This is a genomic window from Pseudomonas sp. TH39(2020) (genome assembly GCF_016650715.1).
GTDB classification, from domain to species: Bacteria; Pseudomonadota; Gammaproteobacteria; order Pseudomonadales; family Pseudomonadaceae; genus Aquipseudomonas; species Aquipseudomonas mandelii_C.
Window position 1 is genome coordinate 666171 of record NZ_JAEKFF010000006.1, and the last position, 17877, is coordinate 684047.

Consider the following 17877-nt stretch of genomic DNA (forward strand, 5'->3'; position numbering starts at 1 on the left):
ATTTAATGGGTAAAGCGCTCACAAAGCAATGGCTCGGGTGCATCCGGTGCTTTCTGCTACCATGGCGGCTCTGTTACTTCAGGTGTCTGATCATGGCATTTCGCCCTCTTACGGCCAGAGCACCCGCCGTCCTGCTTCGCGAAGCCAAACCGCTGAAAGCCATCTTCGGCCACGCTCAACGCCTGGGTCATTTACAACGTCTGCTGGAAAGCCAATTGCAGCCCGCTGCCCGCGAGCATTGCCATGTGGCGTCGTGGCGCGAAGGCAGTTTGTTGCTGATAGTGACCGACGGTCATTGGGCAACCCGCCTGCGTTATCAGCAAAAGCGTCTGCAACGGCAATTACAGATGTTCGACGAATTCGCCAGCCTGACGCGGATTCTGTTTAAGGTTCAGCCTCCCACGGTTCAGCAAGGGGCGGCCGGCCATACCATCAGCTTGTCGACCGATGCTGGCGCGACCATTCAGGCCACTGCCGACGGGATCAGCGATCCGAATCTGCGGGCGGCGCTGGAACGGCTGGCGGCTCACGCCAAACCCAAGACCTGACATAGAACCCAATGTGGGAGCGAGCCTGCTCGCGAAGGCGGCCTGACATTCAACATAGATGTTGTCTGATCTACCGCTTTCGCGAGCAGGCTCGCTCCCACATTGATTGCGCCCAGCCAGATGTTCAGCGGCGTTTGCTACCGCCGAGCAACGACCCCATCAAGCCGCGTACCAACTGTCGGCCCAATTGATTGGCCGCCTGGCGCATCGCTGATTTCAATGCCTGCCCCGCCGCGGTGCCGAGGAATTCCCCGGCCTTGTCGGTGAAGCTTGGCTCTTCGGCTGCCGGTTTGCCCGGAACAGCGTCAGGCTCTGGCGCCAACCCTTTGCGCCCCATCAACACTTCATAAGCCGATTCGCGATCAACGGGTTTGTCATACCGTCCCTTGAACGGCGACCCCGCGATCAGCACCGTGCGCTCAGTCTCGCTCAGTGGCCCGATCCGCGATTGCGGCGGCGCCACCAAAACCCGCTGGACTATCTCCGGCGTGCCCTTGTCCTGCAACGTGCCGACCAGCGCCTCGCCGATCCCAAGCTCGGTCAGCACCGACAAGGCATCGAACGCCGGGTTCGGCCGGAAGCCTTCGGCCACCGCTCGCAAGGATTTCTGTTCCTTGGCGGTGAACGCGCGCAGGCCATGCTGAACGCGCAGACCGAGCTGAGCCAGCACGTCATCCGGCAAGTCGCCCGGCGATTGGGTGACGAAATACACGCCAACGCCTTTCGAGCGTATCAGCCGCACCACCTGCTCAAGACGATCCTGCAAAGCCTTTGGCGTACCGGCGAACAATAAATGCGCTTCGTCGAAAAACAACGCCAGCAGCGGTTTGTCCGAATCCCCGCGCTCTGGCAATTGCTCGAACAGTTCGGCCAGCAGCCACAACAGGAACGTCGCGTAGACCTTCGGCGCTTCATGCACCAGACGGCTGGCATCGAGCAGGTGAATGCGCCCGCGACCCTCGGCGGTCGGCTGCAGAATGTCTTCGAGTTGCAGCGCCGGCTCACCGAACAGCGCTTCGGCGCCCTGCTGTTCCAGGGTCGCGAGACGCCGCAACAGTGCCTGACTGGAACCGGTGGTCATCAGCGCGGCGTCTTCACCCAGCAATTCGGGGTTGTCACGCAGGTGATTGAGCAGTGCCTTCAGGTCCTTGAGGTCCAGCAACAACAGCCCTTCACGGTCCGCCACCTTGAACGCGGCGTACAGCGCCGACTGTTGACTGTCGGTCAGCTCCAGCAGGCTGCCAATCAATAACGGCCCCATTTCGCTCAAGGTTGTGCGCAACGGATGACCGGACTGACCGTGAATGTCCCACAGGGTCACTGGATACGCCTGAGGCTTATGGTGCAGCCAAGGCATCCCGGCAATCCGCTCGGCGATTTTGCCTTGAGGGTTGCCGGCGGCGCCCAGACCACACAGGTCACCCTTGATATCGGCGGCGAACACCGCCACGCCGGCATCGCTGAATGCTTCGGCCATCCGTTGCAAGGTGACGGTCTTGCCCGTCCCGGTAGCGCCTGCGACCAAACCATGACGGTTCGCCAGACGCATGGCCTGGGTAATGGGTTGCCCGGCGAGATCAGCACCGATAACGAGTTGTAATGAGTCAGGCATTTGGTCACCCATGGTTAATCTTTGATCCTTCACGGCCGATAGAAATAAGCGAGAGACCCAATTGAAAGCAAGGTCCGACATTCCCCTATGGAGAGCAGGAATTACCGACTCGCTCCGTTGCGCACTCATTTTGCGCGCATTAACAGCAACGCGCCCCGAACAATAAGACCTTAGCGGACCCCCCGAGCCATGAACAAAAATCTGCGCTTCAGCCATAAAATCCTGCTTGCCGCCGCCCTCATCGTCATTGCTGCCTTCGCCTCGTTCACGCTGTACAACGACTATTTGCAGCGCAATGCGATACGCCGCGATCTGGACAACTACTTGCAAGAAATGGGCAGCGTCACCGCAAAAAACATTCAAACCTGGCTGGCGGGTCGCAGCCTGCTGATCGAAAACCTGTCGCAAACCGTTGCCTTGAACGCAGATATAGCCAATGTCTCCAACCTGCTGGAACAGAAGGCCGTGTCGTCGACCTTTATGGGCGCCTACCTGGGGAACAAAGATGGCACCTTCATCATTCGCCCAGACAGCAAGATGCCCGACGGCTATGACCCTCGTGTCCGCCCCTGGTACAAGAGCGCCCAAAGCACCAGCGGTTCTGCCCTGACCGAGCCCTACATCGACCTGGCTTCTGGCCAGTTGGTGATTTCCATCGTGAATAGCGTACTCAAGGACGGTCAAAACATCGGCGTGGTCGGGGGTGACTTGAGCTTGCAGGTGATCACCGACAGCCTCAACGCACTGGACTTCGACGGCATGGGCTATGCGTTTCTGGTCAGCGCCGACGGCAAAATCCTGGTTCACCCGGACAAAGCGCTGGTGATGAAGTCCCTGAGCGAGGCGTACCCGAAAAACACCCCGCGCATCAGCAGCGACTTCAGTGAAGTCGACGTTGACGGCAAGACTCGCATCGTGACCTTTACACCGATCAAAGGGCTGTCCTCAGTCAACTGGTACATCGGTCTGTCGGTGGACAAAGACAAAGCCTTCTCCATGCTCAGCGAATTCCGCGCTTCGGCGGTCATAGCGACGGTCATTGCCGTGGCCATCATCATCGCTCTGCTGGGCATGCTGATCCGCATCCTGATCCAGCCGCTGCACGTCATGACCCGCGCCATGGCAGACATCGCCGACGGCGAAGGCGACCTGACCAAACGCCTGACCATCGTGAACAACGACGAATTCGGCGTCCTCGGTACCGCGTTCAACCGCTTCGTGGAGCGCATTCACGGTTCGATCCGCGAAGTGTCGTCGGCCACCGGGCAAGTCAACGAAGTGGCACTGCGTGTAGTGGCCGCCTCGAACTCCTCGATGTTCAACTCCGACCAACAGGCTTCGCGCACCAGCAGCGTGGCCGCGGCAATCAACCAGCTCGGCGCCGCCGCTCAGGAAATCGCCCGCAACGCAGCGCAAGCATCGAGTCAGGCCAGCGATGCCCGCAGCCTGGCCGAAGATGGCCAGCAAGTGGTGGATCGCAGCATTGTCGCGATGAATCAGCTATCGAGCATGCTCAGCGCCTCAAGCACCAACATCGAATCGCTGAACAGCAAAACCGTGAACATCGGGCAGATTCTCGAAGTGATCACCAGCATCTCCCAGCAAACCAACCTGCTGGCGCTGAATGCGGCCATCGAAGCGGCGCGCGCCGGTGAAGCCGGACGTGGTTTTGCCGTAGTGGCCGATGAAGTGCGCAACCTGGCGCACCGCACTCAGGAATCGGCGCAACAGGTACAGACCATGATCGAGGAGCTGCAAGTCGGCGCCCGCGAATCCGTCAGCACCATGAGCGACAGCCAGCGCCATAGTCAGGACAGCGTTGAAATCGCCAACCTGGCCGGCGAGCGGTTGAACAGCGTGACGTTGCGTATTGGCGAGATTGACGGGATGAACCAGTCGGTGGCGACGGCGACCGAGGAACAGACGGCGGTGGTGGAATCAATCAACGTCGACATTACCGAGATCAACACGCTGAATCAGGAAGGTGTGGAAAACCTGCAGTCGACGTTGCGGGCGTGTGCCGACCTTGAGCAGCAAGCGGCGCGGTTGAAGCAGTTGGTGGGCAGTTTCCGTATTTAGTGTCTGATCAGGGCCCCATCGCGAGCAGGCTCGCTCCCACAGGTACAGCGCCAGACCTTGTGGGAGCGAGCCTGCTCGCGATAGCGGCCTGTAACACACCGCAAAACCTCACTGACGCCCCGCCACAAAACCCCAACCGAACATCTATCCTTCATAAAGGTCAACCAAGGGAGCCCAACGGACCGGAGGGATGTTCATCGTGCATATCGCTGACATAACCATGTTCTACGCCCCTGCCAGCGGTGGCGTGCGCACTTATCTGGATGCAAAACACCGTCGCCTGAGCATCAAGCCAGGCATTCGCCACAGTCTGCTGATCCCTGGGGCTTACTTCAGTGAACAGGATGGCGTTTACACGGTTCCGGCCCCCGCCCTGCCCTTCGGCAAGGGTTATCGATTCCCCCTCCGTCTCGCGCCATGGCGCAATGTTCTGCAGGACTTACAGCCCGACCTGATCGAGGTCGGCGACCCTTACCTCACTGCTTGGGCGGCCCTCGATGCCCGGCGGCAACTCGATGTCCCGGTGATCGGCTTTTATCATTCGGACCTGCCGCTGCTGGTCAGCAATCGCATGGGCAACTGGGTCACCACCAACGTCGAAGCCTATGTCAGCAAGCTCTATGGCAACTTCGATCGGGTTCTGGCCCCCAGCCAGGTCATGGCCGACAAACTGATCGGGCTGGGGGTGAAGAACGTTTTCGTTCAACCGTTGGGCGTCGACTTGCAAACCTTCAATCCCACTGCACGAGACACGGGCCTGCGGGCCGAATTGGGCATTGATGAAAACACGCATTTGCTGATCTTCGCCGGGCGCGGCTCCAAGGAAAAAAACCTGCCGGTGCTGCTCGACTGCATGAAACGCCTGGGGCGACGCTATCACCTGCTGCTGGTAGGTTCGTCGATGCCGGCCGTGGTGCCCGACAACGTCACCGTGGTCGATGAGTTCTGCCCGGCAGCACAAGTGGCGCGGTTGATGGCCAGCGCCGATGCGCTGCTGCACGCCGGCGATCAGGAAACCTTCGGCCTGGTGGTTCTTGAAGCCATGGCCAGTGGCATTCCGGTGGTAGCCGTGGCGGCCGGGGCCTTTCAGGAAATCATCACCGATCAATGCGGCCTGCTCTGCCCGCCGAATAATCCATTGGCGATGGCCAACACAGTCCGCGAGCTGTTCAGTTCGGGCAGCGTGGTTTTGGGCAAACAGGCCCGTTGCCATGTCGAACGGCATTACTCTTGGGACACGGTGGTCAACAGCCTGCTGGGGCACTATCACGCCGTGCTCGGCAGCCACTGGCCACTGACGGCCAATGGTTGAGCCCATGAACCCGCCCAGCCTGTTACTCGTGCTGCACGACGTTGCACCGCAAACCTGGGCCGATTATCAACCCTTTGTCGAAGCTGTCGACGCCTTGGGCGAGGTGCCGATGACCTGGCTGGTGGTGCCCGATTTCCACAAGCACAACGATCTGGAGGAGCATCCGGGATTTCGACGTTTACTCACCCGTCGTATCGCCCGAGGTGACGAACTGGCATTGCACGGTTACTTTCATTGCGATGAAGCGCCCACGCCCACTACTCCACGAGACTGGTTCATGCGCCGGATCTACACCCACGAAGGCGAGTTTTACAGCCTGTCTCAAGAAACCGCCCTCGCCCGCCTGCGCGCCGGCATCGAAATATTCCACCGTTATCACTGGCCGCTGGAGGGCTTCGTCGCCCCGGCCTGGTTGATGAGCGAAGGGACGCGCCAGGCCTTGCGCCAGTTGCCCCTGCGTTACACCAGCGATCCTCAGCATCTGTATCGTCTGCCAGACTTCACCGCGGTCGACGCGCCGGGACTGGTCTGGAGTGCGCGCAGTGCCTGGCGCCGTGGGGTGTCGAAGCTCGTCAGTGATCAACGCGAACAACGCTGGCAGCAAGCACCGGTGATTCGTCTCGGCCTGCACCCGGTGGATATGCGCCATGAGTTCTCGCGTACTTACTGGCTACAAACCCTCAAGCGCTTGCTCGACGAAGGACGTGTGCCGATGACCAAGGCACGCTGGCTGGCGCTGCAAAGCGACCGTATGGGTCGCGCCGCATGAGTCGCGGGATTCTGCTGCTCGTCGCGCTGCTCGCTGCGGTGCTGATTCCGTCGCTGCTGGGCGGTAACGAAACCTGGTATCGACTGCAAAGCTTTCCGCTGACATGGTTACTGATCATGTTCGGCATGATCCTGCTGTGCTGGGTGCTGAACACGATGCGCTTGCGTCTGTTGCTAGGGGATCAGCGCGACAAGGTCGGACCGCTAAAAAGCCTCGGGGTGGTGATGGCCGCCGAATTCGCCTATTGCGCAACCCCGGGTGGCAGCGGCGGGCCGCTGACGATCATGGCGCTGCTGGCGCGCAATGGCGTGCGTCCGGCCAGGGGCAGCGCCGTGTTTGCCATGGATCAACTGAGCGATCTGCTGTTTTTTCTCTGCGCGCTGAGCGGGATCCTGATTTACGCGTTGTTCCAGCACCTCAGCCAACGCATGGAATGGCTGCTGACTGTCAGCGCCATTTCGATGTTCGGCGGGTTGTTCAGTTGCGTGGTGGTCGCTCGCTACCATCGAGTGCTGATTCGTCTGAGCGGTCGGTTGCTCGCTCGCCTGAATGTCAAAACCACCACGCGTCTGCGCTGGGCGCGAAAACTCCTGCACTTTCTGGCGGCCTTTGCTGACACGCTGAAGTTGCCCTTTCAAACGCTCATCAAGGTGTTTGCCCTGACTTGCGTGCATTGGATCTTGCGCTATAGCGTGCTGTATCTGGCATTGCGTGGGCTTGGGGCGGATTTGCAGTGGGCCTGGAGCTTTCTGATCCAGATGCTTTCGCTAAGTGCGGGGCAGTTCAGCCTGTTGCCGGGCGGTGCCGGGGCGGCGGAGTTGACGTCGGCGGCGCTGCTGGCGCCGATGGTGGGAAAATCCACCGCGGCGGCGGCGATTCTGATCTGGCGGGCGGTGACTTATTACTTTTATTTGCTGGTGGGTGGCCCGGTGTTTTTGCTGATGCTCGGGCGGCCGCTGCTGAAGAAGTTGATGAAGTTCAAGCAGGCCTAAAAAGATCGTCCGAACGCGGCCCGAACCTTCGGCAGCTCCTACATGGAGATTTGCAGCGCCGATTCGGGCCTCATCGCGAGCAGGCTCGCTCCCACAGGGGATCTTCGGTGTGGCATAGGACCAATGTGGGAGCGAGCCTGCTCGCGATGACGATGGATCATTCACCGAAAATCTCCATGGCGCTGCCGAAGGTTCGGGCCGCGTTCGGACGATCTTTTTAGGCCTCCTCCATTTCTTCGTCGGACTCCGGATTCAACTGCTCCCACAGCTCCGCCGCACCGGGAAACTCCGTGCCGTCTTCGGGGCTCATGTCTTGCGGGTCGTAACGACTCAGACAGCCCTCGCCCAACGTGGCGGGTGCCCTGGAAGTGGCTTTGTCGAGTGGATCGGCCATGATCATGTCCTCAGTGCAGAAACGGCGAAGGGCCTGAAGCGATTGAACGCCCAGGCCCTTCGTATTTCAACCGTGTTGTATCGCTATCAGAACACCACGGTTTTGTTGCCGTGCACCAGCACCCGATCTTCCAGGTGATAACGCAAACCACGGGCCAGCACCATCTTTTCGACGTCCCGACCGAAACGCACCATGTCGTCGATGCTGTCACTGTGGCTGACGCGAACGACGTCTTGTTCGATGATCGGACCGGCATCCAGTTCTTCGGTCACGTAGTGGCAAGTAGCGCCAATCAACTTCACGCCACGCATCGATGCCTGGTGATACGGCTTGGCACCGACGAACGACGGCAGGAAGCTGTGGTGAATGTTGATGACCTTGTGAGCATATTCGCGGCACAACTCGGGCGGCAGGATTTGCATGTAGCGAGCAAGTACGACCACTTCGGCATCGTGCTGTTTGACCAGGCGCGAGACTTCGGCGAAGGCCGGCTCTTTATCCTGCGGATTGACCGGTACGTGGTAATACGGAATCCCGTGCCACTCGACCATGCTGCGCAAGTCGTCATGGTTGGAAATCACGCAGGAAATTTCGCAATCCAGCTCATCACTGTGCCAGCGGTGCAACAAGTCGGCGAGGCAGTGAGACTCGCGACTGGCCATCAGTACCACGCGCTTTTTCTGCTCGGTATCGGTGATGCGCCAGTTCATCGAGAACTCTTCGGCAATCGGTGCAAACGCTTCGCGAAAGGCATCGATACCGAAGGGCAGCGAATCGGCACGAATTTCGTGACGCATGAAGAACCAGCCACTGAGATTGTCCGAGTGATGGCTCGCTTCAGTGATCCAGCCGTTATGTGACGCCAGAAAGTTACTGACTTTAGCAACGATGCCGACGCGGTCCGGGCAAGCAATCACCAGCCGAAAAGTGCGCATGAGGGTCAAACTCCAGAACTTCGCAAAGGCGGCCATTCTAGCGATTGCGCAGCAAAACTGCAGTATTGATGACGTGTGGCCCGACACAAAGGTAAGCGGCACAGGTTCTGGCAGCACCTGCAACCCGCGCGATGGTGTTCCTGTTGCCAATCTTCAAGTGCCCAATTGTGAATATTCGTGATGACTGCATCACACTATTTAACTACACCGGCAATTTATGCCTATTCACCACAACTAATTTAAATAAAACTCCGGTTAAATGTTTACTTGGTGAAACACCCTGACTATTATTGCCGCACTGTCACCTGCCATCCAGCGCCCCAACATAAGGTAGTCCTCATGTCCTTGATCAACGAATATCGCGCCACCGAAGAAGCTATCAAAGAGCTGCAAGCCCGTTTGAAGAACCTGTCCCAAGACGACAAACTGCAAACCGAGCTGGAATTCGAAGGCAAACTGCGCACCCTGATGGGCGAGTACTCCAAGTCTCTGCGTGACATCATTGCGCTATTGGATCCAGAGTCCAAAACCAAAGCACCACGCGGCGGCGCAGTAAAAACTACTGGCACCAAGCGTGCTCGCAAAGTTAAACAATACAAAAACCCGCACAACGGCGAAGTCATCGAAACCAAAGGTGGCAACCACAAAACTCTGAAAGAGTGGAAAGCCAAGTGGGGCGGTGACGTGGTTGAAGGCTGGGCTACCCTGCTGGGCTAAGCCGTAGCGCTTGTCGCAGACTCATCCGCGACAAAAAAGAACGCCAGCATCTGCTGGCGTTTTTTTATGTCCGGTATTCAGCCCCGAACATTTTCGATTTCAAAGATTCAAACGTTTGCGTAATCCTTCGACATAATTCTGCCATTCATTCAGCACCTCTCGCTGAAACGATGTAGCCGTAATACTCCATTGGGCGGCGGCTTCTACAAAAGTTTCCAGCGTATTTGGCGCCCCCCACTCGGGTGCTGACAAACGTTGCTGACAGAATATTCTCCAGCGTTCTTGCTCTTCGAAATTCAACGTATCGGGGAAGTTGCGTGCGCGATATCGAAACAATAATTCAGGCAATCGTTCATCATCGAAAGGCCACTGTTGTTGCGCTAATTGAGCCGGGTCGGCAGACCTGACTTGCTCACAAAGACGCCGATCCCTATCACCGATAAAACCATCGTATAACTGTTGCTCAGGGTCTTGGCTCGGGGTGAAAGCTTCGCTGGCATAAATCGCCTGAACTTTATCTCGCCAAACTGTTTGTGCGTCACTTAGCCGCAGCGCGCGCTCTTGGTAGAGCGGCATATCCAGCCCCAAACGTTGCTGATCTTCAGAACGAAGAACCGACAACGGCGCCACCACCGGGCATTTATTGATGTGGATAAGTTTGAGCGGCACCGGCAACTCGCCCTCGGCCAAGTCATCGCGGCGGGTATACAGCCGTTGGCGCAAGGTGTCGGCATCAAGATCGAGCAAACCTTGAGGGTCCAGGTGCAGGTCACAGACAATCAAGGCGTTCTTGTTTTTCGGGTGCCAGGCCAAGGGCAGCACCACACCGACATAATTGCGCGCCGCCGAAAAGCGCCCGGAGATGTGCACCATCGGCTGCAACAGACGAATCTGATCCATCACCTTTTGTTTACCGCGCAACTGAAACAACCAGTCATACAACTTCGGCTGCTTTTCCCGGATCAGACGCGCCAGGGCGATGGTGGCGCGAACGTCCGAAAGCGCTTCGTGAGCATTTCCGTGATCAATGCCATTGGCGGCGGTCAGGCGTTCGAGTTTGAGCGTTATCCGCCCCTCGTCGTCCGTTGGCCAAACGATGCCGTCAGGGCGCAAGGCATAGGCTGCACGCACCACATCGATCAAGTCCCAGCGGCTATTACCGCCCTGCCACTCGCGCGCATAAGGGTCGAAAAAGTTTCGGTAAAGACTGTAACGGGTCATCTCGTCATCGAAACGCAACGTGTTGTACCCCGCCCCGCACGTGCCGGGCGCAGCGAGTTGGGCATGCACCCGGGTCATGAAATCGGCTTCGCTCAAGCCTTGCTCGGCCAGTCGGCCGGGCGTGATACCCGTAATCGCACAGGCTGCCGGATGGGGCAGGATGTCTTCACTGGGCTGGCAGTAAAGGTTGACCGGCTCGTCTATTTCGTTGAGATCGAAGTCAGTGCGAATCCCCGCCATTTGCAGCGGGCGGTCGCAACGGGGGTTGACGCCAGTGGTTTCATAGTCGTACCAGAAGATAGAGGTCACGGGCTATTCCTGAACTGAAGATCGGCGAAGTCTAGGCGTTCATATCCCGCCCCGGCCAGTAATCTTCTCATTCAATCACCTCTGGCCACGTGCCGTGCAATACATAGTTATGTCGTTTTCCCCCGAGAGGCTGCTAGCATCGGACGGACATCGAATCCCGAACAGGCCACATCAAGGTTGCCCATGCTCGAGACCACAGCACTGCCAAGGAATGCGACGCTGTCCCCGCCACTGGATACGCGGTATCAAGTCGAAACGCCGGAAGGCATCGACCTGCCACTGCGCCCGGCCGGGTTGATGGTTCGTGCGCTGGCGTTCTCCATCGATCTCGGGCTGCGCGGGTTGATCGTCGGCCTGCTGTTCATCGTCCTGGCGTTCCTCGGAAAACTCGGTGCAGGGCTCGGCTCGATTCTGTTGTTCGTGGTGAGCTGGTGGTACATGGTGCTGTTCGAAGTGCTCAACCAGGGTCGTTCACCAGGCAAGCAATGGATGGGCCTGCGGGTGGTGCAGGACGATGGCACGCCCATCGGCTGGTCTGCTTCGCTGCTGCGCAACCTGCTGCGATTTGTCGACATGCTGCCGTTCGGCTATTTCCTTGGGGCCATCAGTTGCCTGCAACATCCCACCTTCAAACGCCTCGGCGATCTGGCCGCCGGCACGCTGGTGATCTACCGCGAACAACCGCTCGCCCGACCACAACTACCCGCCGTCCAGCCCCGGCGCCCGGCCTTTGCGCTGACGCTGACCGAACAACGCGCCATCCTCGGGTTTGCCGAGCGCCAGGGTGAACTCTCTGACGCACGGGTCAAAGAGCTGGCGGCCATACTCGCGCAACCGTTGCAGGTGTCGGTGCCAGGGGCCGTGGACGAACTCAATGGCATCGCCCGCGGCTTGTTGGGCCCGACATGAAACAAAGCCTTTTCGAAAGTCGCCACAAGGCCGAATGGGAACAATTTGCTCTCGTGCTTGAACAGCTGGAGCAAGGCAAGGAAGCAGAGCGAGTCGCCGGTTTCCCCAGCGATTATCGTCGTCTCTGCCAGCATCTGGCGCTGGCCCAGGAACGTGGTTACAGCAGCTTTCTGATCGACTCATTACAGCAACAAGTACTGCGCGGGCATCAACAGCTTTATCGCCACCGCAGTCGACTGGGTGCCAACGTGCTGGGCTTCATCCTGGCTGACTTCCCGCGACTGGTGCGCGAACAGTGGCGCTTCGTGCTCGCCGCCGGCCTGATGTTTTTTGGCAGCCTGATCGGCATCGCGCTGCTGGTGTATCTGTTCCCGGACTTCGTCTACAACCTGATCCCGGCCGAGCAGGTCAGCGAGATGCAAGGCATGTACGACCCCGAGGCCGGTCACCTGGGGCGCTCGGCGGAACGGGCGGCCAGTGAAGACTGGGTGATGTTCGGTTACTACATCATGCACAACATCGGCATTGCCTTTCAGACCTTCGCCAGCGGTGTGCTGTTTGGCCTGGGCAGCGCGTTTTTCCTGTTCTTCAACGGTTTGATGATTGGCGCGGTGGCCGGGCACCTGACGCACATCGGCTACGGGCAAACCTTCTGGTCATTCGTGGTTGGCCACGGCGCCTTCGAACTGAGTGCTATCGCCCTGGCCGGTGCCGCCGGCCTGCAACTGGGTTGGGCATTGATCGCGCCGGGACGCCTGCCCCGCTCCGAAGCCCTGCGATTGGCGGCACGCAAGAGCGTACTGCTGATTTGCGGGGTCATGCTGTTTCTGCTGATTGCGGCGTTTATCGAAGCTTACTGGTCGTCCACGATCGGGGTCGCGCCAATGACCAAATACCTGGTCGGCGCAGCGCTCTGGTTGTTGGTGGCGACCTATCTGCTGTTTGCCGGACGGACCCGCCATGCGCCTGAGTGACGCCACGGTTGTCATCCGCCCGCGCACCACCTGGGAAGCCATGGACCTGGGCGTCCTGCTGAGCCAGCGACACCGGTGTCTGCTGATGACCAGTTGGGCCATCGTGACCTTGCCGGTTTTCGCCCTGCTCAGCTGGGTGCTGTGGGATTCGCCCTCCCTCGCCGTGTTCATTTTCTGGTGGCTGAAACCGGCGTTCGACCGCCTGCCGCTGTACATACTGTCCAAAGCCATGTTTGGCGAAACGCCCACGCTCAAGCAGGCATTGCGCCAATTTCCGCAGCTGCTCAAACCGCAACTGCTGGTGAGTCTGACCTGGCGGCGCCTGAGCCTGAGTCGCAGCTTCCTGATGCCGGTGATGCAGCTCGAAGGGCTGAATGGGCAAACGCGACAACAGCGCTTGCAGGTGCTGTTGCAGCGCAACGCCGGTGCCGCGCGGTGGCTGACCATCATCGGCGTGCATCTGGAAACCGCGCTGTGGATCGGCCTGATGGTGCTGTTCTACCTGTTTTTGCCGCAACAGGTCGAACTCGACTGGAGCTGGCAGACCTTGATCACCGCCGCGACACAGGACTGGCGATGGCTGGAACACCTGACCAACGCCTTTTACGCACTGGTGCTCATTGTCTGGGAACCGGTTTATGTCGCCTGCGGTTTCAGCCTTTATCTAAATCGGCGCACAGTGCTGGAGGCCTGGGATATCGAGCTGGTGTTCCGTCGCATGCGCCAACGCTTGAGCAGCGCCGCCGTCACCCTGCTGCTGGCAGCGTTCCTGTTGATACCGACAGCACACACCGTATGGGCCGCCGAGCCAGTCATTTCACCCGACAGCCCACGCCTGCTGGACCAGCCACTGACCAGTCAGGCATCCCGGGACAGCATCAAGGCGATCCTCGATCAGCCTCCGTTCAAGAACAAGGAATCGGTCACGCGCTATCGGTTTGGCGAGGACCAACCCGCCGCCGATACGACAGACGATGACCAAACACCCGAATGGCTGGAGGCGCTGCTCAAGCTGCTGGACAACCAACGCTTCGACGCAGCGGCCACGCTGATTGAAGTGGTGTTGTGGGGTGTCGTGATCGGTGCCATTGGTTTATTGATCTGGCATTACCGTGACGGGTTGCAAGCCTTCGTCAGCCGTCGACCGGCCTTGAACAGCAAGGTCGCGCGGCCGTTACCGCAACAGGCTTTCGGCCTGGACCTCAACCGCGAAACCCTGCCTGCCGACATCGCCGCCAGCGCCGAACGCCTCTGGCAAACTCACCCTCGCGAGGCCCTAGGATTACTCTATCGCGGTCTGCTCAGCCACTTGCTGCACGACTTCAACATGGCGCTGAAACCCGCCGACACCGAAGGCCAGGTCCTGGAGCGCATCGAACACCTGCAACAACCTGCCTTGCTGGCCTTCAGTAAAAACCTGACCGGGCACTGGCAGAACATGGCCTACGGGCATCGCCTGCCTCCCGCGCATGTGCAACAGGAACTCTGTGACGGCTGGCGAGCCCTGTTCGGCCCGGGAGCGTTGCGTTGAACCGGCAACGCTGGCTGGCGGTCGGCGTGTTCATCGCCGTGCTCTTGATCGCGCTGAGCGTTTATCTGTACGTCAAAGCGACGCCCTATCAGGCAGACATCGATCACGGCCCCTCGCCCGAAGCCCAGGCCAACCCCTATCTCGCCGCCGAGCATTTCCTGCGCAAGCAGGGCCTGTCGGTGAACCACGCCAACAGCCTCGACATTCTGCCCACCCTGGAGCCGCATCAGCACAGCCTGTTATTGCTCGGGGACCGGTACAACATGACCCCGCGCCAGATCGATCAGCTGTTGAACTGGACCCGGGCCGGCGGGCGACTTTTGTTTGTCGCCCAGTCGCTGTGGGATGAGAAGACCGGCCAAAGCAATGACCTGTTGCTCGACCGGGTGCAGCTGCACCAGTCGCTGAGCAAAGACCTCAAGGACCCGCCGCCCGCTATCGACGACGATCCTTACCCCAAGCTGACCAAGCTGTATCTGGAAGACGAAAACGCGCCGGCCTACGTCGGTTTTGATACCGCATTCCATCTCGAAGACCCGAAAAACCTCGCCCAGGCCTGGGCCAACAGCGGCAAGGCCACGCACATGATGCAGCTCAATCACGGGCTCGGTTCGATCACCGTGGTCACCGACGCCGACCTGTGGAAAACCCCGGCCATTGACCAGTACGACAACGCCTGGCTGCTCTGGTACCTGACCGCGGACACGAACGTGACCCTGCTGTTCAACACCGATCACGACAGTCTTCTGACCTTGCTCCTGCGCTATTTCCCCCAAGCATTGGTCGCCCTTTTTGCCCTGATCGGTCTTGGCTTCTGGCACGTCGGCGTGCGCCAGGGTCCGCTGCTGGAACCGGCCCCGAGAGCCCGCCGTCAACTTCAGGAACACCTGCGCGCCAGCGCCGATTTCATGCTGCGCCGAAACGGTCAGCAACACCTGATGCAAGCCTTGCAGCACGACATCTTGCGTCGTGTGCGGCGCCGTCATCCCGGTTTCGAACAACTCGGCGTTGCCGAACAATGGCTGGTGCTCGCACGCCTGACCGGCCAATCCACACGCGCTATCAGCCAGGCCATGAGCCCGCGACCGAAGCAGCGGCTGTCCAGCGCTGAATTCAGCCGTCAGGTCGCCCACCTGCAAACCTTGAGGAACGCCTTATGAGTGAACAGATCGAGCCCGGCACACAGACCCACGCCGCCCAGCAGCGCCAGCGCGCGAGCCAGTTGGCCCAAGCAGTACGGACCGAATTACAGAAAGCCGTGATCGGCCAGAACACGGTGATCGACGACGTCCTCACCGCGTTGATTGCCGGTGGCCACGTACTGCTCGAAGGCGTGCCGGGGCTGGGCAAGACACTGTTGGTGCGCGCCCTCGCTCGCTGCTTCGGCGGTGAATTCGCGCGCATCCAGTTCACCCCGGACCTGATGCCCAGCGATGTCACCGGGCACGCGGTGTACGACTTGCATACCGAGCAATTCAAACTGCGCAAAGGGCCGTTGTTCACCAACCTGCTGCTGGCCGACGAGATCAACCGCGCCCCGGCGAAAACCCAGGCCGCGCTGCTCGAAGCCATGCAGGAACGCCAGGTCACCCTCGAAGGCCGCGCCCTGCCCATCGTGCAACCGTTCATGGTGCTCGCCACACAAAACCCCATCGAACAGGAAGGCACTTACCCGCTGCCGGAATCCGAGCTTGATCGCTTCATGCTCAAGGTGCGCATGGATTACCCCGACGCCGATCAGGAGCTGAACATGGTCCGCCAGGTCAGCCGCTCGACCCGAGCCGACATGCTCGACGTGCAGCCGCTGCGCACGGTGTTGCAAGCCAAGGACGTGCTGGCCTTGCAACGCATTGCCAGCGACCTGCCGCTGGACGATCAGGTGCTCGATTACGCCGTGCGCCTGGCCCGCACCACCCGCACCTGGCCGGGCCTGATCCTCGGCGCCGGGCCTCGGGCCTCCATTGCCCTGGTGCGTTGCGCTCGGGCCCGCGCCTTGTTGCGTGGTGGCGATTTTGTAATCCCGGATGACATCAAAGGCTGCGCCCTCGCGGTGCTGCGTCACCGTGTGCGGATTGCGCCGGAGCTCGACATCGAAGGGCTGGACGTCGATCAAGTACTCAAGCAATTGCTCGATCAAGTGCCGGCGCCACGCCTGTGAAACCCTCGCGCCTACTGCTGATCTGGCTCGCATTGCTGCTGGTCATCGGCATCGTGCTGGGCGCGTTGCGGGCATTGGAATTCGCGGTTCCACCGAGCCTGTTGTCGATCAACTGGGGATTGCTGCTGGCACTGCTGGCCTTGGCAGTACTCGACGCCATCCGCCTCAAACGCCTGCCCACTCCCCGCGTACAACGACAAATGCCCGGCAGCCTTGCACTCGGTCGATGGGGTGAAGTGCGACTGGAGGTCGAGCATGACTTTGCCCAACCACTGAACATACACATTTTCGACCATGTGCCGGACGGCCTGAGCTTCGAAAACCTGCCCCTGTCGGTCGAACTGCAACCCGGCCAGCACAGCCAGGTCGGCTACCGCCTGCGCCCGCTCAAGCGTGGTCATTTCACCTTTGAACACTGCGAAATCAACCTGCCGAGCCCATTGGGTTTATGGTCCGACAAACGCCTGCTCAACGTCACCGACAACACCCGCGTCTACCCGGACTTCGCCCGCCTCTACGGCGGCCAATTACTGGCGGTGGACAACTGGCTCAGCCAGCTCGGCGTGCGCCAACGCCAGCGTCGCGGGTTGGGTATGGAGTTTCATCAGCTGCGTGAATTTCGCGAAGGCGACAGCCTGCGACAAATCGACTGGAAAGCCACCGCCCGCCAGCGCACTCCAATTGCCCGGGAGTATCAGGACGAGCGCGACCAGCAGATCATTTTCATGCTCGACTGCGGCCGCCGGATGCGCAGCCAGGACGGTGAACTGGCGCATTTCGACCATGCACTCAATGCCTGCCTGCTGCTCAGCTACATCGCCCTGCGCCAAGGCGATGCGGTAGGCCTGAGCACCTTCGCCTGCGACCGCCCACATTACCTCGCCCCGGTCAAAGGCACTGAACAACTCAAGGTACTGCTCAACACCGTCTACGACCTCAACAACACCCAACGCCCCGCCGATTACCAAGCCGCCGCCAACCAACTGCTGGCCCGGCAAAAACGCCGGGCGCTGGTGGTGCTGGTCACCAACCTGCGCGACGAAGACGATGAAGAACTGCTCACCGCCGTCAAACGCCTAGGCAAACACCATCGGGTACTGGTGGCGAGTCTGCGCGAAGACTTGCTCGACACGCTGCGGCACACGCCAGTGCAAACCTTGCCGGAGGCGCTGGCTTACTGCGGGACGGTGGATTATTTGAATGAGCGGGCGGAACTCCATGAGCGGTTGAGTGCTCATGGAGTTCCGGTGGTGGATGCTCGACCCTCAGAGTTGGGGGCCGAGCTGGTGACGCGGTATCTTGGTTGGAAAAAAGCGGGAATGATGTAACGGTACCCAACATAGAAAATAGCTGCTTCACAACCTCTATAGGAAGTGATAATTGAACTACTTAAGGACGCGATGCAGTGGTCAATTCT

At 59.7% G+C, this 17877-nt stretch carries 16 protein-coding genes and 1 pseudogene; 13 read left to right on the forward strand and 4 right to left on the reverse strand.

The window, feature by feature from the left end; all coding sequences use genetic code 11:
- The first annotated feature begins 92 nt into the window (after positions 1 to 92).
- On the forward strand, positions 93 to 548 hold the full coding sequence (locus tag JFU47_RS11115) for a DUF721 domain-containing protein (protein ID WP_008147416.1): 456 nt from the start codon (positions 93 to 95) through the stop codon (positions 546 to 548).
- Between the two features lie 124 nt (positions 549 to 672).
- Here the strand turns inward: JFU47_RS11115 and JFU47_RS11120 are convergent, their stop codons facing one another.
- Positions 673 to 2160, reverse strand: coding sequence for a helicase HerA-like domain-containing protein (locus JFU47_RS11120; protein ID WP_201182950.1), 1488 nt, complete (start codon positions 2158 to 2160; stop codon positions 673 to 675).
- A 189-nt stretch (positions 2161 to 2349) separates the two neighbouring features.
- On the opposite strand from JFU47_RS11120, the pseudogene JFU47_RS33575 reads away from it, so the two are divergent.
- The 5 genes and pseudogenes from JFU47_RS33575 to JFU47_RS11140 all read left to right on the forward strand — a co-directional run.
- A pseudogene (locus JFU47_RS33575) lies at positions 2350 to 3381 on the forward strand (HAMP domain-containing protein); the annotation flags it as partial.
- Positions 3382 to 3474: 93 nt separating this feature from the next.
- On the forward strand, positions 3475 to 4239 hold the full coding sequence (locus JFU47_RS33580) for a methyl-accepting chemotaxis protein (RefSeq protein WP_409077343.1): 765 nt from the start codon (positions 3475 to 3477) through the stop codon (positions 4237 to 4239).
- Positions 4240 to 4429: 190 nt separating this feature from the next.
- The gene (locus JFU47_RS11130; RefSeq protein ID WP_201182954.1) at positions 4430 to 5551 is read left to right on the forward strand and encodes a glycosyltransferase family 4 protein; all 1122 of its coding nucleotides are present in this window, start codon (positions 4430 to 4432) and stop codon (positions 5549 to 5551) included.
- Positions 5544 to 6320, forward strand: a complete 777-nt coding sequence (locus JFU47_RS11135) for a DUF2334 domain-containing protein (protein ID WP_201182956.1) — start codon at positions 5544 to 5546, stop codon at positions 6318 to 6320. The genes JFU47_RS11130 and JFU47_RS11135 overlap by 8 nt, the downstream gene beginning before the upstream one ends.
- Positions 6317 to 7312, forward strand: coding sequence for a lysylphosphatidylglycerol synthase transmembrane domain-containing protein (locus tag JFU47_RS11140; RefSeq protein WP_201182958.1), 996 nt, complete (start codon positions 6317 to 6319; stop codon positions 7310 to 7312). Before JFU47_RS11135 ends, JFU47_RS11140 begins: the two co-directional genes overlap by 4 nt.
- A 217-nt stretch (positions 7313 to 7529) precedes the next feature.
- On the opposite strand, the gene JFU47_RS11145 is transcribed toward JFU47_RS11140, so the two are convergent.
- Both JFU47_RS11145 and purU read right to left on the reverse strand, forming a co-directional pair.
- A complete protein-coding gene (locus JFU47_RS11145; protein WP_201182960.1) occupies positions 7530 to 7706 on the reverse strand; it encodes a hypothetical protein in 177 nt (58 codons plus the stop codon).
- Positions 7707 to 7792: 86 nt separating this feature from the next.
- Complete coding sequence (gene purU / locus JFU47_RS11150; protein ID WP_008147434.1) at positions 7793 to 8641, reverse strand: formyltetrahydrofolate deformylase; 849 nt, start codon at positions 8639 to 8641, stop codon at positions 7793 to 7795.
- Between the two features lie 339 nt (positions 8642 to 8980).
- On the opposite strand from purU, the gene mvaT reads away from it, so the two are divergent.
- Positions 8981 to 9358 carry a histone-like nucleoid-structuring protein MvaT gene (gene mvaT, locus JFU47_RS11155; protein WP_007933316.1) on the forward strand — a complete coding sequence of 126 codons (378 nt, stop codon included), beginning with the start codon at positions 8981 to 8983 and terminating at the stop codon, positions 9356 to 9358.
- Positions 9359 to 9457: 99 nt separating this feature from the next.
- Here the strand turns inward: mvaT and sbcB are convergent, their stop codons facing one another.
- On the reverse strand, positions 9458 to 10888 hold the full coding sequence (gene sbcB / locus JFU47_RS11160; RefSeq protein ID WP_201182963.1) for an exodeoxyribonuclease I: 1431 nt from the start codon (positions 10886 to 10888) through the stop codon (positions 9458 to 9460).
- A gap of 183 nt (positions 10889 to 11071) precedes the next feature.
- Here sbcB and JFU47_RS11165 point away from each other — a divergent pair, with 183 nt between their 5' ends.
- Genes JFU47_RS11165 through JFU47_RS11190 form a run of 6 tightly spaced genes read left to right on the forward strand, consistent with a single transcriptional unit; the run spans position 11072 to position 17788 of the window.
- Positions 11072 to 11797: an RDD family protein gene (locus JFU47_RS11165; protein ID WP_201182964.1), complete on the forward strand. Its 726-nt coding sequence runs from the start codon at positions 11072 to 11074 to the stop codon at positions 11795 to 11797.
- Complete coding sequence (locus JFU47_RS11170) at positions 11794 to 12771, forward strand: stage II sporulation protein M (RefSeq protein ID WP_201182966.1); 978 nt, start codon at positions 11794 to 11796, stop codon at positions 12769 to 12771. The genes JFU47_RS11165 and JFU47_RS11170 overlap by 4 nt, the downstream gene beginning before the upstream one ends.
- Complete coding sequence (locus JFU47_RS11175; RefSeq protein WP_201182968.1) at positions 12758 to 14302, forward strand: DUF4129 domain-containing protein; 1545 nt, start codon at positions 12758 to 12760, stop codon at positions 14300 to 14302. The genes JFU47_RS11170 and JFU47_RS11175 overlap by 14 nt, the downstream gene beginning before the upstream one ends.
- Positions 14299 to 15462, forward strand: a complete 1164-nt coding sequence (locus JFU47_RS11180) for a DUF4350 domain-containing protein (protein ID WP_201182970.1) — start codon at positions 14299 to 14301, stop codon at positions 15460 to 15462. Before JFU47_RS11175 ends, JFU47_RS11180 begins: the two co-directional genes overlap by 4 nt.
- On the forward strand, positions 15459 to 16460 hold the full coding sequence (locus JFU47_RS11185; protein WP_201182973.1) for an AAA family ATPase: 1002 nt from the start codon (positions 15459 to 15461) through the stop codon (positions 16458 to 16460). The genes JFU47_RS11180 and JFU47_RS11185 overlap by 4 nt, the downstream gene beginning before the upstream one ends.
- The gene (locus tag JFU47_RS11190; protein ID WP_201182974.1) at positions 16457 to 17788 is read left to right on the forward strand and encodes a DUF58 domain-containing protein; all 1332 of its coding nucleotides are present in this window, start codon (positions 16457 to 16459) and stop codon (positions 17786 to 17788) included. Before JFU47_RS11185 ends, JFU47_RS11190 begins: the two co-directional genes overlap by 4 nt.
- Positions 17789 to 17877: the final 89 nt, after the last annotated feature.